This window comes from Pedobacter petrophilus (assembly GCF_009674725.1).
GTDB lineage: Bacteria > Bacteroidota > Bacteroidia > Sphingobacteriales > Sphingobacteriaceae > Pedobacter > Pedobacter petrophilus.
In genome coordinates, this window is record NZ_WKKH01000019.1 from 56,990 (window position 1) to 83,185 (window position 26,196).

A 26,196-nucleotide genomic window follows, 5' to 3' on the forward strand; every position below is an offset into this window, starting at 1 on the left:
TTAAATTATGGGACTATCGAAATATATTTTTTGGGGTACAGCTTCTGTTTTTGTACTTCACTATTTAACAAAAAAAAGGTTATCAGACGGGAAATCTGTTATTGACGACATTATGGAGAAGGCGCCAAAAATAGTTAAAGAAGTAAATACGATAAAGCGAAATATTAAGATGGATTATGAACAAACTACCGGCTTATATTAAGCTACACGTTTATTAATTATTTCTAAGTTACAAACGAAGCAAAGTATTGACAAAAGCCAATAATTGTTTGTGATGACTATTTGATTTCTACGGTTAAGTTATCACTTTTGATATGCCTAAAATTCGCAACTGTTACAGATTGTAAAACCTACCTAAGAACATCTATGTTTCTGGGTTACCCCCAAGGCCTTTATCTTCATCGCTGTTTCTATTGGCCAAATCTTCACCTTCACTTAGGTTTGTGTTTGTTAAGTTGCTGTTTACATCCTCTTCAGCATCATTAACTTTAGCAATATGATTTTCATCAGGAACGTTTTTTCTTTTAAATGGTGAATCGCTGATTGTATGGCCGTAGGTAGCATCAGCATTATCCCACTCTATATTTTGATCAGGCGTTTGATTCTGATGATCTCCCTGAGCTCCATGTGCTTTATTATCAGTGTTCATATCATATAAATTTTAGTTACTTTATTGTTAACACCACTGTTAATAGAATGTTTATCAATTTGCCATTTAATTTTGTATGATAGTTAGTATAACAATTTAGTTTTGTTAACTGCCACATCGTAAAATATGAAATAAATTCCTGAAATTTAAAATGGCCACATGGTTGGTTAAGACTCACTTAACTATTCACAACGACGAAACCTGTATTCAAAATTAAATTTACTAAAATGATTTAAAGGCGTACAAATACCTACATTTTAAGTATAAACACATATTTTGCACTTTGATATTATTTCGATATTTGGGTTAAACTAGATTGACTAATATCCTACAAACTTGAAGATTCCAATTAAAATTTTAATCGTTGACGGACAGGCAACAGTAAGAAATGGAATAATTTCCCGTCTGGAAAGAGAGGTTAATATTAAAGTAATTGGCGAAGCAGCTAATGGAATTGAAGTTCTTCGCTTACTTCAAAATGGCATCAAGCCAGATATCGTTATCACAGATATTGAAATGAATAAGATGGATGGTTTGGAACTTACTTCGCTGATTAAGTTAAATTATCCGGAGATTAAAGTCCTTGTATTTACGACAACTGATAGCAAAAATGATATGATCAGATTGTTTGATGCTGGCGCTGATGGCTACCTGCTAAAAAATGTAACCATTGCCGAGGTAGTATTTGCTATCGAACAAACCTATATCGGATACAAACATATTTGTTCGGCAGTTGGAATCAATTTATTAAGGCATTTCAGCACGTTGGCAGGTGGTCAGCCAAATTCGAAATCAGATATTCAAATATCAAAAAGAGAGATAGAAATCCTGAGTTTGATTGCCGAAGGTTATACCAATAGTGAAATTGCTGAAAAGCTTTATACCAGTAAGCGAACAATTGAAGGAAACCGGCAGAATCTCCTGGATAAAACCGGTAAAAAAAACACTGCAGCCTTGATTAATTTCGTAGTGAGAAACGGAATAATAGACTAATCAGTTACTTTACTCCTTTTTGCTGATCTAAACCCGTATCGCTATCTACATCCTTTTTACCTGATCCATTTCCCTCTCTATGTTCGGGAGGATTTTCCATTCTGCTTTCCTCTAATTCTGAAAAATCACCGCCTTTTTGATTGGCAACTTCACCATGTGATGAAGGCTTTTTACCTATTTCATCTTTAGGATCTGCAAAATCCTGACCTTTTACCGGCAAACCTTCTTCTTCTTCCAATGGCTTATTCATGCCTATTAAACCGATAGTGATCATTTTTGTTTGAAAAGATAGTACATAAAAAAAGTCGTGATTTTCATCACGACTTTTCTTTAATCTTTTAAATCAATTAAACTTTGATTTCTACTTCAACACCGCTAGGTAATTCAAGTTTCATTAAAGCATCAACTGTTTTAGAGTTAGAGCTGTAGATATCCAATAAGCGTTTGTAAGCGCATAACTGAAACTGCTCTCTAGCTTTTTTGTTAACGTGTGGAGAACGTAAAACAGTAAAGATTTTTTTCTCTGTAGGAAGTGGAATTGGTCCACTTACAACTGCACCCGTAGGTTTAACAGTTTTTACGATTTTCTCAGCAGATTTATCTACTAAGTTGTAATCGTAAGATTTTAATTTAATTCTGATTCTTTGGCTCATCTTATTTTTAATTGTGATTTCCTGTTAGAGCTATTAACAACAGAAATCGGATTTATCCTTTTTCAGTAACAAGTATTTAGTATCGAGTATCAAGATTCCATGCAGGTCTTGATACTTGATACTTTTATCTTAATACTAACTAGTCTTCAGATTTTACTCTTCCTTTTGACTTCGCAATTACTTCATCCTGTACATTTTTAGGCGCAGCTTCATAATGGTCAAATTCCATTGTAGAAGTTGCACGTCCTGAAGTGATTGTACGTAATTGAGTTACGTAACCGAACATTTCAGAAAGTGGCACAGTTGCTTTAATTACCTGAGATCCGTTACGGGTATCCATACCTAATAACTGGCCACGACGACGGTTCATATCACCGATAACATCACCCATGTTTTCTTCAGGTGTTAAGATTTCGATTTTCATGATTGGCTCCATCAAAGTTGGCTTACATTTCGGTAAAGCTTCACGATATGCCATTTTAGCTGCAAGTTCAAATGATAAAGCATCTGAATCGACTGCGTGGAATGAACCATCCGTTAAACGAACTTTCATATCAGGAAGTGGATAACCTGCCAATACACCATTTGCCATAGAAGCAGCAAAACCTTTTTCTACTGAAGGAATAAATTCACGTGGAATTGAACCACCTGTAATTTCGTTTACGAATTGTAAACCACCTTTTTCAAAATCAGCATCAATTGGGGAGATAACTACCGAAATATCGGCAAATTTACCACGACCACCTGATTGTTTCTTGTATGTTTCACGATGAGTTGTTGTACCGAAAATAGCTTCTTTGTAAGCTACTTGTGGAGCACCCTGGTTAACCTCTACTTTAAATTCACGTTTTAAACGATCAATCAAGATATCTAAGTGAAGCTCACCCATACCAGAGATTACAGTTTGACCAGTTTCCTGATCAGTCTGAACTCTAAATGTAGGATCTTCTTCAGCCAATTTACCTAATCCAATACCCAATTTATCAACATCAGCCTGAGTTTTAGGCTCAATAGCTAAACCGATAACGGGCTCAGGGAAGTTCATTGATTCAAGAACGATTGGATTTTTCTCTTCACAAAGTGTATCTCCTGTTTTGATATCTTTAAATCCAACTACTGCAGCAATATCACCAGCAGCCACATTCGGAACCGGGTTTTGCTTGTTCGCGTGCATTTGGAAGATGCGGGAAATACGCTCTTTACTTTCTGAACGTGAATTATATACGTAAGAACCTGCTTCTAAGTTACCTGAGTATACACGGATAAAACACAAACGACCTACAAATGGATCGGTTGCAATTTTAAATGCTAAAGCTGCAAACGGTTCACTAATGCTTGGTTTTAATAAAACTTCCGCACCAGTATCAGGGTTTGTACCAGTAACACCTTCGCTATCCATAGGAGAAGGCAATAATTCCATCACATAATCCAACATGGTTTGAACACCTTTGTTTTTGAAAGATGAACCACAAACCATAGGTACAATTTTAGCATCTAATACCGCAGCACGTAAAGCATCTAAAACTTCGCGTTCTGTAATGGTATCAGGTGCATCGAAGAATTTCTCCATTAAAGACTCATCATAATCAGCAACTGATTCTAACAATTTCTCTCTCCACTCTGCAACTTCATCAATCATATCTTCAGGAATAGGCACTTCAGTAAAGGTCATTCCTTTATCATGCTCATTCCAAACAATACCACGGTTGTTAATTAAATCAACCACACCTTTAAATCCGTCTTCAGCACCGATAGGTAATTGCAATGGAACTGCATTACTACCTAACATATCTTTAACCTGCTTAACAACTTTTAAAAAGTCAGCACCCGAACGATCCATTTTGTTAACGAAACCAATACGTGGTACACTGTAATTATTCGCTAAACGCCAGTTGGTTTCTGATTGAGGCTCAACACCATCAACAGCAGAAAACAAAAACACCAATCCGTCTAACACCCGTAACGAACGGTTTACCTCAACGGTAAAATCCACGTGACCTGGTGTATCAATAACGTTAACATGATATTTTTGACCTCTGTAATTCCAATCAACAGTTGTAGCAGCAGAGGTAATGGTAATACCACGCTCTTGCTCTTGTGCCATCCAATCCATTGTTGCAGCACCTTCGTGCACTTCACCAATTTTATGACTTACACCAGCATAATAAAGAATACGCTCTGTTGTTGTAGTTTTACCTGCATCAATGTGAGCCGCGATTCCAATATTTCTTGTAAATTTTAAATCTCTTGCCATTGTATTTAATTAGAGAATGATTGAATTAGAGAGTGAGCGAATGGTTAAAAAAACCTTCATTCATTCAAAATTCAATCATTCAAACATTTTTATTATTAGAACCTGAAGTGAGAGAACGCTTTGTTAGCTTCAGCCATTTTATGCGTATCTTCTTTCTTCTTAACGGCAGCGCCTTCACCTTTAGCAGCAGCAACGATTTCTCCAGCTAATTTCTCTTTCATGGTTTTTTCACCACGACGACGAGCGTATAAAATTAACCATTTCATACCCAGAGCTGTTTTACGTTCTGGTCTAACCTCAGTTGGAACCTGGAAGTTAGCACCACCAACACGGCGAGATTTAACCTCTACAGCTGGCATAATGTTAACTAAAGCACGTTTAAATATTTCTAAACCGTTTTCACCTGCTTTTTTCTCAGCAATTTCAACAGCATCGTAAAAAATATCATAAGCGATAGATTTTTTTCCATCGTACATCATATTGTTTACAAAACGAGTTACCTGAACATCGTTAAATTTTGGATCAGGAAGAATAATTCTCTTTTTTGGTTTTGACTTTCTCATTTCTTATTTCCTCCCGATTATTTTTTCTTTCCTTTTGCAGGCGCAGCAGCTACTTGACCTGGTTTAGGGCGTTTTGTACCATATTTTGAACGACGTTGGTTACGACCAGCAACACCTGATGTATCTAATGCACCACGGATGATGTGATAACGTACACCTGGTAAATCTTTAACACGACCACCACGGATCAATACGATTGAGTGTTCCTGTAAGTTGTGACCTTCTCCAGGAATGTATGCATTCACCTCTTTACCGTTCGTTAAACGAACACGGGCTACTTTACGCATTGCTGAGTTTGGTTTTTTAGGGGTAGTGGTGTACACACGTGTACATACACCTCTTCGCTGTGGACAGCTGTCCAACGCTGGAGACTTACTCTTGAACTCCAGTGCTACTCTACCTTTTCTAACTAATTGTTGAATGGTTGGCATTGTGCTTTTTTATGTTTTTATTAAAAAATTACCGCTCCCCCGGCATCTTCGCAGATAGCCTATAAAACGGACTGCAAAAGTAGAACAATTCTTTTTAAGAATCAAGGGGTTAGGGGAAAAAGTTTTCAGTTGGCAGTTATTAGTTTACAGTGAAGATTAGGGAGTTGTAATTTTGTCGTTCATTTTTCTTTTGCCGTTGATCAAGTTACTAGCACTCATTTGCATCATGCCTATAAGCGTTAGTAACTTCATCAAAACAACCTAAACTCACGTTTCTGCAATGCCATTAATTCACTGTACTCCGCGGATTACTTCTCTCTTTAGATGCTCCGGCTTTACTGATCTTGTAATTTAGCGATAGATAGAAATATCTGGTGATGGTATTAAAACGTATATCCTCTATCCTACTCCCATTAATGGTACGATCTATATTCGTATTTTGATTTAAAATATCAAATCCTTTTAAAGCCAGGGTTATTCTTCTATTCATGAAGTATTGTTCAAAACCGGCATTCAATAGAAACACATTATTATTGAATCCATCGGCCCTGCCAGCTGTACCATTATGCTGCAATTCACCACTTATACGGGTATTCTTGATAAACTCATAGCTAAGGCTTGCGCTGTTAGAGAAATTAAAATACTTATTATCAATAGCGCCCGGCTGTGAATTATTTACCCTGCTATATTGTACGCCAATGTAAATGCCGGCATTTATTTTATCATCTATATCATAACTTATATTTGCGTTGGGACCGAAATTGTAGCGGTTAGTAACATTTTTCTCGTTATTGATAAACGATGTACCATGTGATACAAATAAATTGATCCCATATCCCGTTCTTAAACCTTTAATTTTTGTAGGCTGACCGAAATTTGTACCTGTATTGATGTAGTAGTTTCCATCTACATTAACCGGTTGCACAAACTGAACCCCGTCTCTATAGACAATGCTGTTGCCTACATCATCTAAACTGTAGTTAATTAAGAAGTAACCATTCCAGTATTTATTATTGTCAGGACTGAATGTATTAAAGTTTACAGATAAGCGATGGCTTTTTCTGGCTTCCAGATCTGGATTTCCTTCACGACGATACAATGGATTGGTATTGTTTTGAACCGGTTGAAGATCATTCACCGAGGGCAAATTAACGTTGGCATTGTAATTTAACTGAAGTGTTTGATTAGTAGAATTTCTAAAATTTAAACTAAACCTCGGCAGGATGTTGTAATACTTCCTTTCAATATTATTGATATTGGCACCAAAACTATTATAAGCGGATGCATCTAATCCAGTCTCTTGAAAGCCAAAACCTAAATTGTAGGTCCATTGCGTCCGGTTGTAGATCAAACCTATCCTGGCGGTTTGCGTCCACGTTCTGTTTTCCAGTAAATTGCTTAGATCAGGTACAACGGCATCATATGTATTATTTAACGGGTTATAACTTAAGGTTGATTGTTGGGCATTCACTTTTCCATCATTGCGGATATAAGCGATATTACTATTCAGTTTTTTATCAATAATCGGTCTGTTATAATTGATGGTAATAGCGGTACTTCTCGATGTATTTTCTTGTGTTGCCTGTTGATTTAGATCGGTAATGTCTATACCACCTGCACGGTAATTATTAATGATCGATTGATTTAGCCAGTTGGAATTAAAGGTATTTTGGTTGCCGTTTAGACCGATAATAACAGAACCCTTTTTTAATCTGCGGGTAGCTGAAAGCTCGCCAAAAAAGGCTGGTGTAGAATTTCGCTGATCGAGGAACTGTTTGCCATCATTTGCTTTACCCGCAAGATCGAAGGTGGTATTAAAATCCCTGCTGTTTATATTTGTGGTATAATTTAAAATCGCATTAGATCGAAAAGCGAGATCTGTTAATGAATCCGGATGATATTCTACCTTGAAATTAAAACGATGTGCCTGATTATCAGAATTGCGGTTGGAAACTTCATTCGTCCTCAATACATCATCATTATTAATATCCTGCACATTTGAAAACCGGGTACCCAGGCCTTTGCTGAAATAAGTAAAATAACTGCTGCTCAGCGTCAGTTTATCTTTTGCACCCCAACTGTTACTAAAATTCAATCCACCGCTATGGGTAGTCACCTCTCCCATCGCACTATTATCAAAAACCCCGGATCCACCGATGGTGGTGCGCCCGTTATTTACATTGATTGAAAAGCCACCACCACCTGGAGGGGCAAAGATATTACCTAAATTGCCACCGGTAAAGCTGCTTAAATCTTCATATTGAAAACTTGCGTTGCTTACATTATTGCTCATACCTAAAATTGCAAATTGCATTTTTTTGGTAAAGTGATTTGCGCTTAGGTAACTATTATACCGCCCGGTTGTACCACCAAATAAATTTGCATTCCCAAACCAACCATTCTTTTTATCTTCTTTAATGGTTAGATTGAGTACCTTTTCCCGCTGGCCATCGTCAATTCCGGTAGCCTTTGCTTCAAGGGTTTTACTATCGATCAACTGTACTTTTGCAATAACATCAGCTGGTAAATTTTTGGTAGCTGTTTTAGGATCAGTACCGAAAAAATCTTTCCCGTCTACCGTGAGCCGGGTTACTTTTTGACCTTGCACCAAAATACTCCCATCTTTATCAATGGTTATGCCAGGCAATTTTTTCAATAGATCTTCCACAGCTGCATTTGGTTGAGTTTTATAAGCATCAGCATTAAACTCCACGGTATCTTTCTTTATAGTGGCAGTTGCGTATTTCCCTGCTACAGATACATCCTTTAAGGCAATGGCATCTTCCTTCAATTTTATTGTTCCTAAATCCACCACTTTACCATTAACACTAAAGGTCTTTGAAACTGCGATATAACCCATGGCAGATATCCTGATCAGATAATTTCCAGGAAGCACCTTGCTGAATGAAAATTCACCTTCTTTATTGGTTACCACACCATCTTTTTTGGTGGAGTCGGCTTTACTGGTTAAAATGATTCCAACATAAGCTAATGGCGTATTGGTTTTATCGTCGATAACTTTGCCAATCACAGCGACTTCATTTTGTGCGAAGACTTTCGTAGATAATAAGCATAGTAGAATAATAAAATAGTTTTTCATGGATGAAATGATGGTTTTAGTTTGTTTTTGATGGAGCGCTCAGCTCAATTTCAATCATAAGACGCAGGAAGAACTGAAATGTGACAACATTTTCATTTTTTCTGAAAAAAGATTTTTAAATGAAAATCTTACCAAAACATCCGATAGGATTGCATGCTATTGTTTATTATTTATTTAGGTAATAGCTTTATATCGGTTGCCTGAAACCTGTTATTAACTATTTTACCAGAAACTTTCGCTTTACTTACCGCATTGCAGAAACCATGCTCGCCATGGGCATCACCAAAATCATCAATACTTTTGCCATCAACGAAATAGGGTTTGCCATCAATTTTAACGGCAAGTTCACAATCTTTACCTTTCATTTTAAACTGGCATTCGCCACAGGCAATATCCACTACCTGATTGGTAATGATTTTATTAGTCAATTCTTTCTTTGGTGAGGTTTGAGCTTGTACAGCAAAGCTGAAAGCCAAAAACATAAATAAGAAAACAAGATTTTTCATGGCATTTATTTTTTTAAATGTAACGGTTTTTGAGGCAAAAGAATTATTGCATTTGTAAAATAAACCTGATTGGCATGGAAAGCTTTTTTGTTCTCCTCTTATTCAAACCTCGTAGGTTTTAAAAACCTACGAGGTTTAAGCACTGCTTTAAACAAAAAGCAGGACTACAATTCCCGAAGAATTACTAAACTAAAGTTTTCAAAAAAAATCTAACAAAACAAGGGGTTTAAAAAATAGAAGCTCAAATTTCTTATGTACCAAAAAAGTTAGTCGATAGGTTGAGAATGACAACAACAAAAAAGGGATATGCAAATGCACATCCCTTTTGAAATTATAGACTCTTGACTCCGAACTAAGGACCCAAGACTTATTAGTAACGATATTCGTCTGATTTGAACGGACCTTCTACCGGTACACCAATATAATCAGCCTGCTGTTGATCTAAAACCTCTAATTCTACACCGATTTTAGCCAAATGTAAACGCGCAACTTTCTCATCTAAATACTTAGGTAACACGTAAACTTTGTTTTCGTATTTATCTGTGTTTGTCCAAAGTTCTAATTGTGCTAAAGTTTGGTTGGTGAATGAATTACTCATTACGAAACTTGGGTGACCAGTTGCACAGCCTAAGTTTACTAAACGACCTTCAGCCAATAAGATGATATCTTTACCTTCGATGGTATATTTATCTACCTGTGGTTTGATTTCGACTTTAGTTGAGCCATATTTTTCGTTTAACCAGGCAACATCAATTTCGTTATCGAAGTGACCGATATTACAAACGATCGCTTTATCTTTCATGGCTAAGAAATGTTCAGCACGAACGATATCGCGGTTACCAGTTGCGGTTACAATGATATCTGCTTCTTTAACGGCTGTCGCGAATTTTTTAACTTCATAACCTTCCATTGCAGCTTGTAGCGCACAGATTGGATCAATTTCTGTTACAATTACACGTACGCCTTGTGAACTTAAAGATTCTGCAGAACCTTTACCCACATCGCCATAACCACAAACAACAGCCACTTTACCTGCCATCATTACATCAGTTGCACGACGAATTGCATCTACTAATGACTCGCGACATCCGTATTTGTTATCGAATTTAGATTTAGTTACAGAATCGTTAACGTTAATTGCCGGTAAGTGCAATGTTCCGTTTTTCATTCTTTCGTATAAACGGTGAACACCGGTAGTAGTTTCTTCCGACAAACCTTTAATTGCAGCAATTAATTCAGGATATTTATCAAAAACCATATTGGTTAAATCGCCACCATCATCCAAAATCATGTTTAATGGTTTTTGCTCTGCACCAAAGTGTAAAGTTTGCTCAATACACCAATCGAATTCTTCTTCGTTTAGACCTTTCCAGGCGTAAACCTGAATACCTGCAGCAGCAATTGCAGCAGCAGCATGATCTTGAGTAGAAAAAATATTACATGATGACCAGGTTACTTCTGCACCTAAGGCCACTAATGTTTCAATTAAAACAGCCGTTTGAATAGTCATATGCAGACAGCCAGCAATGCGAGCACCTGCTAACGGTTGTGATGGACCGAATTCTTCGCGTAAGCTCATCAAACCTGGCATTTCTGCCTCGGCTAATTCGATTTCTTTACGGCCCCATTCTGCCAGTGAAATGTCCTTAACTTTGTAAGGGATATAAGTTGTCTCTACTGATGACATAATTATTTGTTTTTAAATGTGATGCAAAGTTACGGCATCCCTTCGTTAAAGCCAAATAATTAGAAGAGCAAGCTGGTTTATTGAATGTAAAATAGTTCAGCAAAGTAATACAAGGGTTTCATCATCTCACGCTGTTCCCATCAAAAAAGATAACCTGATTTATCCTATTATCTGAAACCAAAAATCAAATAATTAAAACTAAATTAGAATTTAATTATTATTTTTACATATATATTCCCTATTTCATGCAACGTATTTTTACTGTTATCCATTGGGTGACTTATAAAGTCTGCAGTTTGTTTGCAAAGCAATCATTGTTTTATAAACATTTCGAAAGTATTGTCTACATCCTGATAGGCACAGCTATTTTATTTTTTCTATGGCAAAGTGGGATCCTTACTTCTTCTATAAGAGAGTTATTTATTAGTTAATCAATACTACATCCTGGCCTCATACTTATGTGGGAATAAGAAAGTACTGCTGACGAGATATGTACTAACTGAAAATAGTATTATTAAAGCTGGAACTTATTATTCAATCGTCTACACCATTTGCACAACTTGTAATGGGCCACTTGATGATAACATGATATGGGTAATGTTATTGCTTTGCCGATATCTTATTTCTTCATTAAAAAAAGAGAATCTTATCAATAACAATATCTTACACCGAAAGATTTACTCTGACGCTAGTGATAAACACTATAATAATCCTGGGGATTTATAGCAAAAAAAAGCCACGATATCATGGCGGCCTTTTAATTTGACTAATTTTCAAAAGCCAGAGTAAGCTGACAGAATTTCAGAAATGCTATTTCCATCGCCACTCACCAGCTATGGTTAATGGCTCTTTCAAGTTTTGAGATTCTAAGAAGGTCTTCAACTCTTCTTCGCTCTGAACACCGACCGGGATTTTTGGCGTGTTAGCTAATGCATAGGTAAGCATTGCGCTATAACGAACGGTATTTTTCAATTCCTGCTCATCTACTAATTGAAAAGAATCGCCGTCTGAGTGATAAAATGGTCCGGAGTTGTTTGGTAATTTACCCCCAAAGCCACCACCGGTTGGGATTCCTTCCAGCATAAATGGCTGATGATCGCTGTGCAAACCCGCGCCTGCATTAAACAAATTTTTAAATCCGGTATCAATCTTTACAATTTCGGCTCCCCAAGAGGTGAACAAAGCTTTCATTTCCGCGCGGGAAGTCGAGAATCCCTTTGGGTCGTTTGTCATATCATAATTTAGCATGAACTTCACCTGATCAAGATTTTTGTCTTTTTTCGCTTGATCAATATAGGCCCTAGACCCTAACAAACCTTGCTCCTCACCCATAAACAGCACGAATTCTACCGTACGCTTTGTCTTTAAGTTTAGCTTTTTAAATGTTCTGGCCATATCCATAATTGCAAAAGAGCCAATTCCATTATCAATCGCGCCAGTTGCCAGATCCCAGCTATCCAAATGCCCGCCAACTACAATTTTATCTTTGGGTATCTCCGTTCCTCTAAATGTAGCCACTACATTTCTGGCTTTAATTAACCCTGAAAAATTTGTCATGACTATATGAGCCGTTTGTGGCTGGCTTTTAATTTTTTCCTTCAATGCCATTCCATCTTCCAAGCCAATACATACTGCCGGAATCGGAATTAGCTTCCCGGTTACAGATGCTGTACCCGTTAATAAGACGCTATTTTTAACTGTATTGATAATGATTACTCCAGTTGCGCCATATTTCGTAGCAATTGCAGTCTTCTCTGAGCGATGAAGTGATTTTGTTCCGGCAGGCGAACCCGGCAAAACTCCTAAATATATTAACGCAATTTTACCCTTAAATTTAGCTGGGTCAACTTGATAGTCGGCTTCCATTCCGTTACCTGCATCTACGATTTCCGCAGTGATTTTAGCATTAACTGGCGAATGTGCCAATGTCACTGCTTTCATCTTTGCTAAATTACTTTTATCTGCTCCTATTTCTACCAGAATCGTTTTTCTGGCCCAACTTTCCACTTCAAACGGTTGAAATTTAACTTCGCAGCCGTAAGATTTTAATAGATCATAGGCGTATTGTTCGGCCTTTGCACCATTTTCCGACCCTGTTAATCGGTGGCCAATAGTTTCGGTTTCGTATTTTAGTGTTTGATATGCTTTAGAATTTTGCTGCACATCGCTATTGATTTTTTTGAAAACATCGCCGAATTGGTCTTGAGCATTGGTAAATAAAACACTGCAGATCAGTGCTGCTAAAAAAAAATATTTCATTTAGAGTAGTTTGTGCGCTGAAATTACAAATTTACCAGACAGTTTTTTGTGCTGTAACGTAGATTTTGCGTTGATTCAAATGTAGATTCAATAATTGATTGGTTAAAATTAAAAGATTGCCAGACAAATCGCTCTAAAACTATCGCTATAGGCATTATCTATTTCATCGCAGTTGCTTTTGCTTGCTGAAAGCAAAAGCTCATTCAGGCAATTGAGGCCATTGGTTGAAACCAATAGCGATGAACCTAGACCAATCTATAAAACTATCGCTATAGGCACCATCCATTTCATGGCAGTCTGCTTCAGCTGACGGCAACCAAAATTATAGCAATTTAACAATTGAGGCCATTGGTTGAAACCAATGGCGATGAACCTAGACCAATCGTTATAAACAATCGCTATTTGCACCATCCATTTCATGGCAGTCTGCTTCAGCTGACGACAACCGACAACTATAAAATTTAAAAGATAAGCCGTTGGTTGAAACCAATGGCGATGAACCTAGACCAATCGTTATAAACAATCGCTATAGGCACCATCCATTTCATGGCAGTCTGCTTCAGCTGACGGCAACCAAAATTATAGCAATTTAACAATTGAGGCCGTTGGTAGAAACCAATGGCGATGAACCTAGACCAATCGTTATAAACAATCGCTATTTGCATCATCCATTTCATGGCAGTCTGCTTCAGCTGACGGCAACCAAAATTATAGCAATTTAACAATTGAGGCCATTGGTTGAAATCAATGGCGATGAACCTAGACCAATCGTTATAAACAATCGCTATTTGCATCATCCATTTCATGGCAGTCTGCTTCAGCTGACGGCAATCAAAATCTAGCAATGAACTTTAATGAGCAGTTTTCTTCGGAAAAACAAGTGAAGCTACCACGCTAATCACGAGAATACTCACGATGATAATCAGCGAATGCTGTGTGGTAAAACCTAGCTTTTCCAGGTAAACATGACCTAACATTTTTACTCCGATAAAAGCAAGTAATACGGCCAAGCCAGTTTTTAAGTAATGAAATTTATGGATAATATTCACCAATAAAAAGAACATTGAACGCAAGCCCATAATGGCAAATATATTAGAGAAGAACACAATATATGGATCTTTTGTAACTGCGAAAATAGCGGGAATAGAATCTACGGCAAACAATAAATCTGTAAATTCTACAATAAGTAAAACCAAGAAAAGTGGCGTTACAAGTGTTTTGTGATCAATCTTAACAAAGAAATTTTTTCCCTCATATCTTGGGTGAATAGAAAAAATCTTGGAAGCCCATTTCACTACGGGGTGATTTTCCGGATCAATTTTCTCATCTTCTTCTTTGCTGAAAAACATCTTAACACCAGTAAATACGAGGAAGGCTCCGAAAATATAGAGAATCCAGGCAAATTTGGTAATTAACGCCGCACCTACAAAAATGAAGATGAAACGCATAATGATCGCGCCCAAGATTCCCCAGAAAAGCACTCGGTGATAGTATTTTTCTTCCACTGCAAATGCAGAAAAAATCAATACGATAACGAAGATATTATCTACAGATAAAGCATATTCAATTACGTATCCAGTAAGAAACTCTAAACCTAAATTCTTTTTATAAACACCAAGACTAGCTTCAAAGTCATTTGGAATCAGCTTGATATGGTGCTGGTGTTTCGTAACGATTTCCTGAAGACGGGCAAAATCGGTAATCCCGTGTAACTGATGCCCTTCAGTCAATAAAACGAAATAAAAGCCTATCGCAAAAGCCACCATGATCACACTCATGATTCCCGCTTGCTTCAAACTTACCACATGTTCCTTACGACTAAAAAGCCCCAGATCTAAAGCCAGAATGATGACGATAAATAGTAGAAAACCAATACTAAAAAGCAGCTCGTTACTCATTATTTTTTACGTTCGGTAGTATAAAGTACGAGTTGTTCCAAACCTGTTCTGGCTTCTCCTGCATCGAACTGATTCAGAATATCAAAAGCCTCATTCTGGTATTGTAACATTTTCTCGTTTGCATAATAAACACCCTCGTGTCCATTTACAAAATCTATAATTTGTTGAATTTTTACCGGATCATCCTGATGGTTTTTTACCAGGTTGATGATTCGTTTTCGTTCTGTTTTTTCGGCTCTATTTAAAGCATAAATCAGCGGAAGTGTTACCTTCTTTTCCTTGATATCAATGCCCAAAGGCTTCCCCACATCGTCAGTTCCAAAATCAAAAGTATCATCCTTAATCTGAAAAGCGATCCCTACTTTTTCGCCAAATAAGCGCATTTTTTCAATTACTGCATCATCAGCGCCAGCAGAAGCCGCTCCCGCAGCACAACAAGAAGCAATTAAAGAAGCCGTTTTCTGACGGATCACATCAAAATAAAGTTCTTCTGAAATATCCATTCTGCGCACTTTTTCAATTTGCAGCAACTCGCCTTCGCTCATCTGCTTAACAGCTTCAGATACAATCTGCAACAATCTATGTTCATTATTGTTTACCGAAAGCAGCAATCCTTTTGCAAGCAAAAAATCGCCAACCAGTACAGCAATCTTATTCTTCCAAAGCGCATTAATAGAGAAAAAGCCACGGCGTTCGTAAGCATTATCCACCACATCATCATGCACCAACGTTGCAGTATGTAATAACTCAACCAAAGCAGCCCCACGATGGGTAGATTCAGTAATTCCGCCACATAACTTCGCAGCAAAAAACACGAACATTGGTCGCATTTGTTTGCCTTTTTGTTTTACAATATAGTGGGTAATCCTATCCAGCAATGGCGCATCGCTATGCATAGACTCCTTGAACGTTTTTTCAAACGCTTTAATATCTGCTGCAATAGGTTTTTTTATCTGTTCGATTCCCGGCATTAAGTCGAAAAATTTTGATTGCAAACTTAAGCTAATTTCCCATAAAAAGGTAATGTATTATGAAGCATTATAATGGGTTGGAAAGCAACGGCAGTAATTATCAATAACTTCCCTCCTGCTTTTGCCTATAGTCCTCGCCCTCATTCTTCAGGCTGTGGGCTATTTGGCGCAATCAGGTTTAAATGGAAAGTTTCTGCAAATAAATTCCCCTCAACTGGAAAATTAATTCTCAAAAGTTTACTTTAATCGTTCAAAAGTTTATGCTTAAACCGATAATTTAGATCGATGAAAAAGCGCTATAAAGTATTAATCGGTTTTTCGGCATTTATAATCGCCGGCTATCTGCTTGGTCCGAAGCCAAAAAAACCAATGTATGATACATCGCCGGCTTCCGTTCCTGACATTCAGGATCTTGATGGTTATGTAAATACAATGGAAAAAGTCAATAAAATCAAGCCAGGAAACGAAGCCGAAATTATCTGGGCAGATTCCAGCCGTCAACAAACAGAATATGCAATCGTTTATTTACATGGTTTCTCTGCCTCCAAAATGGAAGGAAATCCGGTTCACCTGAATCTGGCGAAAGCATTAAATGCCAATTTATACCTCGCACGTTTGGCAGATCATGGGATTGACACCATAGCACCAATGCAATACTTTACTGCCGACAGGCTTTGGGAAACCAGCAAACAGGCGTATGCTATTGGTCAGAAATTAGGCAAAAAGGTAATTCTAATTGGTACTTCTACCGGTAGTACCGCAGCCTTAAAACTGGCTGCAGTTTATCCAAAAATTAATAGCCTGATCCTGATGTCGCCCAATGTTGCCATTAACGATAAAAATGCCTGGTTGCTAAACGATCCCTGGGGCTTGCAAATCGCCAGGTGGGTTTTGGGTAGCGACGAAAGAAAGGTTGATGGCAGAACAGCAGAATATAAAAAATACTGGTACACGAATTACAGAATAGAATCTCTGGTAGAATTGCAGGAATTCGTGGAAAGTACCATGAGTAAATCCGTTTTCGAAAAAGTTAAACAGCCAGTTTTACTGCTCTATTATTACAAAAATGATTTGGAGCAAGATCCCGTTGTGCGGGTAGATGCCATGCTTAAAATGTTTGATGATTTAGGTACACCAAATGATTTGAAACGAAAAGTTGCCATTCCTAATGCCGGGAATCATGTACTGGGCTCTTACTTAACTTCGAAAGATCTGCCAAGTGTGGAAATTGCGATCAACAGTTTCGTAGAAAATGTTTTAAATGAAAAAGTTAATACCTATTCTTCCACAAAGGCCAGTTAACATCTTATTGGACAGATGTTTAATGAGTAAATTCTTAAAATAAATAAAGCCCGATTATTGTTTTTGTCCCACAATATTTTTCACAATCATCTCCGCATGTACCCTGGAGTTTTCTATAAAAAGCTTATGTGTATCAAGCCCACCACAAACAACACCAGCCAGATACAAACCTTTAATATTGGTTTCCATTGTTTCTTCGTTGTAAACCGGACAAAGGCTTTCTGGTAAGTCAACTCCAAATTTCCTCAACATAGAAAAATCAGGTTGGTAACCCGTCATGGCAATTACAAAATCGTTGGGAATGGTTTTAATGCCCTCAGGCGTTCGAATATCTACTTCACCTTCTCTAATTTCGACCAGTTCAGAATTGAAAAGAGCAGTAATCTCTCCTTCTTTAATTCGGTTTTGAATATCCGGACGAACCCAATATTTTACATGTGGACCAAGTTCGCCACTGCGCACAACCATAGTTACCTTGGCTCCTTTACGGTAGGTTTCTAAAGCAGCATCTACCCCCGAATTGTTTGCACCCACAACCACTACATTCTGAAAAGCATACAAGTGAGGATCTTTGTAATAGTGTGTTACTTTCGGCAAATCTTCGCCGGGAATATTCATCAGCAATGGAACATCATAAAAACCAGTAGCCACAATCACATTACTGGCCGTGTAATTTGCCTTAACAGTCTGAACTTCAAATATCCCTCCATCATTTTTATGGATTTGATTTACCCTTTCAAACAAATTAATTTTCAATTCAAACTTCTCCGTCACCCGGCGATAATATTCTACAGCTTCATTGCGATTTGGCTTAGGATTAATTGTGACAAAAGGAGCACCTCCAATTTCCAGTTTCTGAGAAGTAGAAAAGAAAGTCATGAATACAGGATAATTGAATAAACTGTTTACCAACGCTCCTTTCTCAATGATCAGATAACTTAAACCAGCCTCCTGCGCTTCTATTGCGCATGCCATACCAATTGGCCCGGCGCCAATGATAATGATATCGTAATGATCGGGATTTGTCAATTTTTTCTTTTTAAATATATTAATAGGAATTTGAAAATTGGCAGGATGCTAACTTCTTCTATTCTCTATTTCCTTTACTATTCCCCTTATTAAACTTTCATCGCCTTACTTGGGCAGGCAAAATCGGTTCTTTTCAAACCTGTGTTTTTAATTGCACCATAACCACCAGCAATGTCGATTACATTTTCCACTCCTCGTGATTTTAATATCGAAGCTGCAATCATCGAACGGTAGCCACCGGCGCAATGAACATAATAAGTTGCTTTGGGATCAATTTCGCCCATCCAGTCATTAATAAAATCAAGGGGGCGACTCCACGTAAAATCAAGGTGTTCTGATTCATATTCACCAGGCTTACGCACATCAAGTGCAATTACATCTCCTATATTGGCTGCTTCTTCAAAAGCTTCAGCAGATATAGATTCGATGGTATCAATTTCCTTTGCTGCGTCTGTCCACCGCTCTAAACCGCCATCCAAATATCCAATAGTGCTGTCGTAGCCCACGCGGGTTAAACGGGTAATGGTTTCTTCTTCTTTACCTTCATCTGTTATGAGTAGAATGGGTTGTTGAAGATCGGTAATTAATGCCCCAACCCAAGGAGCAAACTGTCCATTCAAACCAATGTTGATGGAATTGGGAATAAAGCCTTTAGCAAAAATTTGTGGGTCGCGGGTATCAAGCATGATGGCGCCCGTCTGGTTAGCCAGATCTTCGAAAGCCTGTGGCGTTAAAGCATTTAACCCTTTCTCGTAAACCTCATCAATACTTTCTACGCCACCTTTATTTATCGCAGCATTTTTAGCAAAATATTGTGGCGGAGGCATTATTCCATCCGTAACTTCCTTTATAAACTGTTCTTTAGTTTCTGCTTTTAATGCATAATTAACCTGCTTCTGATGGCCCAAAGAATCAAAGGTTTCCTTGCTCATACTTTTTCCACAAGCAGAACCTGCACCATGTGCCGGATAAACTATTACATCATCCGCCAAAGGTTTGATTTTTTCATTTAACGAATCGTAAAGCATTCCTGCTAAATCTTCTATCGTTAAATTACCTTTTTGCGCCAAATCCGGCCGACCAACATCACCTATAAAAAGGGTATCCCCACTAAAAATACAATAGTCCTTCCCATTTTCATCTGTCAATAAATACGTAGTAGATTCCAGCGTATGGCCTGGAGTATGTATGGCTGTGATGGTAAGTGCTCCTATTTTAAACTGTTCGCCATCTAATGCAATGTGAGATTCGAATGCAGTTTTAGCCGTTGGCCCGTAGATAATTTTAGCACCAGATTTTTCTGCCAAATCTACATGCCCGGAGACGAAATCTGCATGGAAATGAGTTTCAAAAATATACTTAATGATTGCGCCGGCTTTTTCGGCTTTCTTTAAATAAGTTGCAACCTCTCTTAATGGATCTATAATGGCGGCCTCGCCGTTACTTTCTATGTAATAAGCAGCTTCCGCTAAACAACCTGTATATATTTGTTCTATTTTCATGATTTTCCGATTTCGCCAACCTGAATTATTTCAGGATCTTATACACTGAGATAATAATTCAGCATGACGAATATGTTTACAACAAAAATAAAGCTAATTAGCAATAACCGAAATGATGACAGTCATAATTGCAGAAGTTTTACTTTAATTGCTTTATAGCAGATCAAATTAAAACCTACAAGGTTTACTTAGTCCAAAAAACTAAATTAATCTTTTGTTAATTCTCCGCGAAGCGATTCTTCCATCAATTTACGGCTTTCTTCTACGGGCAATCCTAAGCCCATTACAAACATCAGCTTCGTAACTGTAGCTTCGAACGTAAGGTCGTAACCACTTAAAACGCCCATTTTTTGCAATTCACGGCTGGTTTCATAACGGCCTAAATGAACAGAGCCTTTTTTACATTGAGAAATATCGATAATGATTTTGCCACTTAAAATTGCCTGGCGGAGGCTATCTAAAAACCACTGTGCGGTGGTGGTGTTTCCAGAACCAAAGGTTTCTAGAATAATGGCATCCACTTTCGAATCGGTAATGGCCGAAACCGCTTGCCTGGTAATGCCAGGATATAATTTTAAAACACCAATATTAGCATTGAAGTTAGTGTGCAAAGTCAATTTACCCTGAGGCGCTTTTAGCACGTAATTGGTGTGAAATTGAAGGTGAACTCCAGCTTCTGCCAACACCGGATAGTTTGGCGAGCGGAAAGCTTCAAATTTTTCGCTATTGTATTTAATGGAACGATTGCCTCTAAACAATTGGGCATCAAAGTAGATGCACACTTCGGGGAATAAAGATTTACCATTTTCTTTGGTCGCGGCTATTTCTAATGCAGTAATCAGGTTTTCCTTTGCGTCAGTTCTAATCTCGCCAATGGGTAGCTGGGAACCTGTTAGTACGACAGCTTTACCCAGATTTTCGAGCATAAAGCTTAATGCCGAAGCGGTAAATGCCATGGTATCCGATCCATGAAGAATTACAAAACCATCATAAAGGTCATATTGATTGTAGATCAGCTCTGCTAAAGTTTTCCAGATTTCCGGATCCATGTTTGATGAATCTAAAACGGGATTGAAGGAATGAACATCCAATTGATAATCCAGCCGACTTAATTCAGGTACATTTTCTTTAATCTGCTCGAAATCGAAAGGAATTAACATTCCATTACTAGGATCATTCACCATACCGATGGTTCCACCGGTATAAATTATTAGAATTTTAGTCATTTGGTTGGTTGGGTTGCTCCTCGCAAAGAAACTAAAAGAATTTCATTTTATTAGGCTATTAAATGATAAATATCAGATATAACCGCGTATTACCTTCGTTTTATTATCAATTTAACAATAAACGTTAAAAAAACGTTTATTGTTTTTTATTATTATTTCCGTAGACTACAGTCTACGGCTATTAAATTCCAAAAACCTTTTTAGAATTTTCTGTCGTAATGTTTGCAACCTCTTCCACAGAAACGCCATAGATATCTGATAACTTTTGAGCAATATAAATTAAATAACTGCTTTCATTTGGTTTTCCACGGAAGGGTACGGGTGCCAGATAGGGTGAATCCGTTTCCAAAACAAGATTTTGCAAAGGAATTTCACTTAACACTAAATCCAGGCCTGCTTTCTTATAAGTAACCACGCCGCCAATTCCTAAATAGAAATTAAGATCGATGGCCTGTTTAGCCTGGGCAACATTTCCGGTAAAACAGTGGAAAATTCCACGCAACTTTTCATCCTTTTCACTTTCTAATATCTCAAACACTTCGTCGAAAGCCTCGCGACAATGAATTACTATCGGTAAGCCAAGTGCCTTTGCCCAGCCAATTTGCTTCCGGAAGGCATCTTGCTGAAATGCTAAAGTGGTTTTATCCCAATATAAATCAATCCCGATCTCTCCGATTGCAAAGATTTTTCTCCCAGAAATACTGTTATAGATTTCATCCAATACGGCAAGATAATCCTCCTTTACATCACAAGGATGCAAACCAGCCATTGCAAAACAATTTTCCGGATATTTTTCCACCAAATCATCAATCATCGCAATTGATTTTACATCAACATTAGGCAAAAACAAACGGGTAACGTCATTTTCAAAACAACGTTCAACGAGTTGGGCTTGCTTTTCAGCATCTTGCTCATAATATAAATGCGTGTGGGTATCAGTAAAAATCATTTTTAAGTATTTCAATTGAGTATTAAATCTGTTTTGACAACTTTATTTCCAGCGTCTTAACTGTTTGTCAAAACCGGCATCATAATAAAAGATTAGCTTTGACAACTTTATTTCTAATGCCTTAGCAATTTGTCAAAGCTTAAATTTTGCTTTTTTTAGGTTTCTTAATTTTTACCGGCTCGGTTTCGAACTTATGTCCGTCGAATTCCATTTCCTTTTTTAAGAATTTACCGGTTAAGCTGATCGGATTTTGAATTAAACCTTCTGGCGTTCCCTCGAAGAGAATTCTTCCGCCGCCTGCCCCGCCCTCTTCTCCTAAATCAATTACCCAATCGGCAACTTTTACCACATCTAAATTGTGTTCAATTACCAGAATCGTGTTTCCTTTTTCTACTAACTCTTGTAATACACCTAAAAGCACATTAATATCTTCGAAATGGAGACCTGTTGTAGGTTCATCTAAAATATAGAAGGTTTTTCCGGTATCTTTTTTAGAAAGTTCAGTAGCCAGTTTTACCCGTTGTGCCTCACCACCCGATAAAGTAACAGATGACTGACCTAAAGTAATGTAACCTAAACCAACATCTTTCAGTGTTTTAATTTTCCGGTAAATGATCGGAATATTTTCGAAGAAAACGCAGGCATCTTCAATACTCATGTCCAATACATCGCTGATTGATTTTCCGCGGAAACGCACCTCTAAAGTTTCACGATTATATCTTTTACCGCCACACTCTTCGCAAGGTACCTGAACATCTGGCAGGAAATTCATCTCAATTACCTTCAGGCCCGCACCCTGACAAGTCTCGCATCTGCCACCTTTCACATTAAATGAGAAACGGCCTGGTTTGTACCCTCGAATCTTCGCCTCGGGCAGCTGTACAAAAAGGTTTCTGATGTCTGAGAAAACGCCGGTATAGGTTGAAGGATTAGAACGTGGTGTTCTTCCAATCGGCGCCTGATCAATTTCAATAACCTTATCAATTTCCTTCAATCCACTTATTTTCTCATATGGAAGCGGCGTTTTTTTCGCCCTGAAGAAATGATGATTTAAGATTGGATACAAAGTCTCTGTAATTAAACTCGACTTCCCTGATCCGGAAACACCGGTAACTGCAATAAATTTACCCAGAGGAAAATCAACAGAAACCTCTTTTAGGTTATGGCCGGTGGCTTTGATGATCGAAAGTTTATGTCCGTTTCCAGGTCTCCGTACCTTTGGTATTTCAATCTTTTTATCTCCGTTTAAATAGGCGGCAGTTAAGGTTTTAGATTTTAAGATTTGCGCTGCAGTTCCTTCTGCAACCACTGTTCCACCGTGAATACCTGCTCCGGGACCAACATCAATTACCCAGTCGGCTTCTAATATCATGTCTTTATCGTGCTCCACCACTAAAACGGTATTGCCTAAATCACGCAGATTTTTCAAAGCATTAATTAAACGTTCATTATCGCGTTGGTGCAAACCAATACTTGGCTCATCCAGAATGTACATTACATTCATCAGCTGAGAACCAATTTGTGTAGCCAAACGAATCCTTTGTGCTTCACCACCAGACAGCGTTCGCGCTGTTCTATCTAAAGTTAAATAGGTTAAACCTACATCAGTTAAGAACCCGATTCTTGCCTTAATTTCTTTTAAAATCTCTTTTGCAATAATGTTCTGGCGATCTGAAAGACGTTCATCAACATGTTCAAACCATTGAAACAAGTTATTGATGTCCATCGAGGAAAGCTCAAAAATATTCTTTCCATCAACTTTAAAGTGTAAACTTTCTTTTTTCAAACGGGCACCATGGCATTCCGGACAAGTTTTTAGCTTACGGAAAGCATCCATATCATCATTAGCAGATTCACTTCGCTTTTCGTTCTGTTCTTCCAGCATCTTGATGATCCCATCAAAAGTAATGTTGTAGTTCTGAACGTTCCACTTATTATATTCTACCTCTACCTTAATTAAATCAGGCGAGCCGTTTAAAATAATATTGATTATCTCATCACTCAATTTCTCTATTGGTGTAGAAAGCGAGAAAGCATATTTCTTCGCCAGCGATTTTAATACCTGGAACATCCAGATGTCGCGGTATTCTCCAAGTGGTGCCAAACCACCATTTAAAATACTGAGTTTAGGATTTGGAATAACAGATTCCTTATCCACAACGAAAATATAACCTAAACCATCGCAAAGGTCGCAGGCGCCATAAGGCGAATTAAATGAAAAGCTATTGGGCTGAGGTTCATCATAAGAAATTCCCGTAGTTGGGCACATTAAAAACTTACTGAAATGCGCAACATGGTTATCCTTATCACTGATTTTGATTACTCCCTTACCCATTTTCATGGCAGTTTGAACAGAATCTAAAAGCCTCTTTCTATCCTTATCATCAACAATCAGGCGATCGATGACTACTTCAATATCGTGGATTTTATAGCGGTCGACCTGCATTTTGGCCGTAATATCTTTAATCTCACCATCCACACGAACCTTTACATAACCTTGCTTCCGGATTTGTTCAAACAGCTCGCGGTAATGTCCTTTTCTTCCTTTAACAACAGGCGCCAGGATATTTACTGCCATGCCATCAAACTTGTTGAAGATATTTTGCAGAATCTGATCTTCGCTCATCCGCTCCATTTTCTCTCCGGTATTGTACGAAAAAGCATCAGCTACACGGGCATAAAGCAAGCGCATAAAATCGTAAATTTCGGTAATGGTACCTACTGTAGAGCGGGGATTTTTGCTGGTTGTTTTTTGTTCAATGGCAATTACCGGACTCAAGCCAGAAACCTTATCTACATCCGGGCGTTCCATGCCCCCCATAAACTGGCGACTGTAAGCACTAAAAGTTTCCATGTAGCGCCGCTGCCCCTCCGCATAAATGGTATCGAAAGCCAATGAAGATTTCCCGCTACCACTTAAACCAGTAATCACCACCAGTTGGTTTCGGGGGAAACTCACATCAATATTTTTTAAATTATGTACCCTCGCACCGTATACTTCTACATCTTTTTGCTCGCCGAGGTCGATAGATTTATTGCTCATATTTTATTGAAAAGTTGGGAAGAAATTTGGCCTTTAAAAAGACTGCATTTCAATCTGCAAAAATGCTAAAAATTTTATCAAAAAGAAAGCGCAATGAAAGCTGTATTAAGGATTAATTGTCATAATGCCTGCTTCTGTTCCGAAGGAAACCTGATGAAAAACCGAAACGGAAATAACCATAGTGATCCTGAAAATAAATGTTGTAATTATCTTCACCATAATAGCCGACAGTTGCCAAAAGAAATACATTATTCATAAAAGGAAAACTATAATTAAAATTAATTTCAGCGTTTAACCGCTTCTGGAAGTTTCCTAAATTCTTCGCCGGGATTTTATTCACAGCATAAGAAACTTCGGTATTTAAACGCCAGGTTTCTTTCTCGGTTTTAACTTTCGCTTTATTTCTTGCATTTCTTTCAATCTGATCGTATTTCCGCCAGGAGAAATTATACAATATTCTCGTGAAACCAAAGCCTAAATCTAAAGCAGGTTCATACCTAAAGAACTTATGCCACTGCAAACCCAGTCGGTGATTAAGTGAATAATAACTTTCATCAGAAGCGGTTGGCGTTAAGTGACCAAAACGATAAGAAGCCGTTAAATAATTGGCATTGAAATTCCCGGTTAAGGTATTTACGGTTCCATCCTGATTAAGTGCGCTTTGATCTTGTCCGTTAGAATGATGCGTAAATGCCAGCTCTCCATATTGATAATGATCGGGATCTGTATTTAGACGGGCATAGGCTGCAAAACCAAGGCGGTAACTTGGCGTACGAACACCAGCTGAAGCTTCATTACGAACACGAACCGTAAAATCTGGAATGATAGCAAATGCCACAGGCGATTGATAACTTCCCAATAACATATAAGTTGTAGTTAAACGCCCGTTGATGACATACTTTGATGGCGCACCCAACTCCCCTGCTGGCGCCGTATAGGAGAAATCTGAATTTTCTTTGTAGAGATTTATGTATTCCTTATTGGCGAATTCTCGTTTTGAAAAAAGCGAATCTTGCGCAAAAAGATGAAAACTAAGAACTGATAAGGCAAAAGCTAAAAAAGATTTCATCATGCCCATATAAACGTTGGTTGTGAGATGATGGTTTTGTGATTATAATATAGATTTGAGATGTTGATGAAAAAGTAGGTTAAAGGTCTATATTAGATTGTAAATATTTAAA

22 protein-coding genes are annotated in these 26,196 nt (G+C 37.8%); 3 read left to right on the plus strand and 19 right to left on the minus strand.

Features of this window, described 5'->3' with window-relative positions:
• Window positions 1-7 precede the first annotated feature (7 nt).
• On the plus strand, window positions 8-202 hold the full coding sequence (locus GJU39_RS13300) for a YtxH domain-containing protein (RefSeq protein WP_154281267.1): 195 nt from the start codon (window positions 8-10) through the stop codon (window positions 200-202).
• A 162-nt stretch (window positions 203-364) separates the two neighbouring features.
• Here GJU39_RS13300 and GJU39_RS13305 read toward each other — a convergent pair whose 3' ends face one another.
• On the minus strand, window positions 365-649 hold the full coding sequence (locus GJU39_RS13305; protein ID WP_154281268.1) for a hypothetical protein: 285 nt from the start codon (window positions 647-649) through the stop codon (window positions 365-367).
• Window positions 650-985: 336 nt separating this feature from the next.
• On the opposite strand from GJU39_RS13305, the gene GJU39_RS13310 reads away from it, so the two are divergent.
• On the plus strand, window positions 986-1,642 hold the full coding sequence (locus GJU39_RS13310) for a response regulator (protein ID WP_154281270.1): 657 nt from the start codon (window positions 986-988) through the stop codon (window positions 1,640-1,642).
• Window positions 1,643-1,646: 4 nt separating this feature from the next.
• On the opposite strand, the gene GJU39_RS13315 is transcribed toward GJU39_RS13310, so the two are convergent.
• The 12 genes from GJU39_RS13315 to GJU39_RS13370 form a co-directional block, all read right to left on the minus strand.
• The gene (locus GJU39_RS13315) at window positions 1,647-1,916 is read right to left on the minus strand and encodes a hypothetical protein (protein WP_154281272.1); all 270 of its coding nucleotides are present in this window, start codon (window positions 1,914-1,916) and stop codon (window positions 1,647-1,649) included.
• Window positions 1,917-1,989: 73 nt separating this feature from the next.
• A complete protein-coding gene (gene rpsJ / locus GJU39_RS13320) occupies window positions 1,990-2,295 on the minus strand; it encodes a 30S ribosomal protein S10 (protein ID WP_008244591.1) in 306 nt (101 codons plus the stop codon).
• 139 nt (window positions 2,296-2,434) lie between these two features.
• A complete protein-coding gene (gene fusA / locus GJU39_RS13325; RefSeq protein ID WP_154281274.1) occupies window positions 2,435-4,549 on the minus strand; it encodes an elongation factor G in 2,115 nt (704 codons plus the stop codon).
• Between the two features lie 95 nt (window positions 4,550-4,644).
• Window positions 4,645-5,112, minus strand: a complete 468-nt coding sequence (gene rpsG / locus GJU39_RS13330) for a 30S ribosomal protein S7 (protein WP_154281276.1) — start codon at window positions 5,110-5,112, stop codon at window positions 4,645-4,647.
• A 17-nt stretch (window positions 5,113-5,129) separates the two neighbouring features.
• Window positions 5,130-5,543, minus strand: coding sequence for a 30S ribosomal protein S12 (gene rpsL, locus GJU39_RS13335; RefSeq protein WP_012780770.1), 414 nt, complete (start codon window positions 5,541-5,543; stop codon window positions 5,130-5,132).
• A gap of 286 nt (window positions 5,544-5,829) precedes the next feature.
• Window positions 5,830-8,643, minus strand: coding sequence for a TonB-dependent receptor (locus tag GJU39_RS13340; RefSeq protein ID WP_154281278.1), 2,814 nt, complete (start codon window positions 8,641-8,643; stop codon window positions 5,830-5,832).
• Between the two features lie 170 nt (window positions 8,644-8,813).
• Entirely contained in the window at window positions 8,814-9,149 is a 336-nt protein-coding gene (locus GJU39_RS13345; RefSeq protein WP_154281280.1) for a DUF6370 family protein, read from the minus strand.
• A gap of 370 nt (window positions 9,150-9,519) precedes the next feature.
• Complete coding sequence (gene ahcY, locus GJU39_RS13350; RefSeq protein ID WP_154281282.1) at window positions 9,520-10,836, minus strand: adenosylhomocysteinase; 1,317 nt, start codon at window positions 10,834-10,836, stop codon at window positions 9,520-9,522.
• 810 nt (window positions 10,837-11,646) lie between these two features.
• Entirely contained in the window at window positions 11,647-13,095 is a 1,449-nt protein-coding gene (locus tag GJU39_RS13355) for a M20/M25/M40 family metallo-hydrolase (RefSeq protein WP_154281284.1), read from the minus strand.
• Between the two features lie 461 nt (window positions 13,096-13,556).
• A complete protein-coding gene (locus tag GJU39_RS13360; RefSeq protein WP_154281286.1) occupies window positions 13,557-13,940 on the minus strand; it encodes a hypothetical protein in 384 nt (127 codons plus the stop codon).
• 6 nt (window positions 13,941-13,946) lie between these two features.
• Window positions 13,947-14,993, minus strand: a complete 1,047-nt coding sequence (locus tag GJU39_RS13365) for a TerC/Alx family metal homeostasis membrane protein (RefSeq protein WP_154281287.1) — start codon at window positions 14,991-14,993, stop codon at window positions 13,947-13,949.
• Window positions 14,993-15,964 (minus strand): polyprenyl synthetase family protein, encoded by a 972-nt coding sequence (locus tag GJU39_RS13370; protein WP_154281289.1) that lies wholly within the window; start codon window positions 15,962-15,964, stop codon window positions 14,993-14,995. Before GJU39_RS13370 ends, GJU39_RS13365 begins: the two co-directional genes overlap by 1 nt.
• A gap of 285 nt (window positions 15,965-16,249) precedes the next feature.
• Between GJU39_RS13370 and GJU39_RS13375 the strand changes: the two genes are divergently transcribed.
• Window positions 16,250-17,266 (plus strand): alpha/beta hydrolase, encoded by a 1,017-nt coding sequence (locus tag GJU39_RS13375; RefSeq protein ID WP_154281291.1) that lies wholly within the window; start codon window positions 16,250-16,252, stop codon window positions 17,264-17,266.
• A 54-nt stretch (window positions 17,267-17,320) separates the two neighbouring features.
• On the opposite strand, the gene GJU39_RS13380 is transcribed toward GJU39_RS13375, so the two are convergent.
• The 6 genes from GJU39_RS13380 to GJU39_RS13405 form a co-directional block, all read right to left on the minus strand.
• Entirely contained in the window at window positions 17,321-18,295 is a 975-nt protein-coding gene (locus tag GJU39_RS13380; protein WP_154281293.1) for a YpdA family putative bacillithiol disulfide reductase, read from the minus strand.
• 89 nt (window positions 18,296-18,384) lie between these two features.
• The gene (locus GJU39_RS13385) at window positions 18,385-19,797 is read right to left on the minus strand and encodes an MBL fold metallo-hydrolase (RefSeq protein ID WP_154281295.1); all 1,413 of its coding nucleotides are present in this window, start codon (window positions 19,795-19,797) and stop codon (window positions 18,385-18,387) included.
• 206 nt (window positions 19,798-20,003) lie between these two features.
• On the minus strand, window positions 20,004-21,023 hold the full coding sequence (locus GJU39_RS13390) for an asparaginase (RefSeq protein WP_154281297.1): 1,020 nt from the start codon (window positions 21,021-21,023) through the stop codon (window positions 20,004-20,006).
• A gap of 181 nt (window positions 21,024-21,204) precedes the next feature.
• A complete protein-coding gene (locus tag GJU39_RS13395; protein ID WP_154281298.1) occupies window positions 21,205-21,972 on the minus strand; it encodes a TatD family hydrolase in 768 nt (255 codons plus the stop codon).
• Window positions 21,973-22,111: 139 nt separating this feature from the next.
• Window positions 22,112-25,015: an excinuclease ABC subunit UvrA gene (gene uvrA / locus GJU39_RS13400; RefSeq protein WP_154281300.1), complete on the minus strand. Its 2,904-nt coding sequence runs from the start codon at window positions 25,013-25,015 to the stop codon at window positions 22,112-22,114.
• A 112-nt stretch (window positions 25,016-25,127) separates the two neighbouring features.
• Complete coding sequence (locus GJU39_RS13405) at window positions 25,128-26,087, minus strand: hypothetical protein (protein WP_154281302.1); 960 nt, start codon at window positions 26,085-26,087, stop codon at window positions 25,128-25,130.
• Window positions 26,088-26,196: the final 109 nt, after the last annotated feature.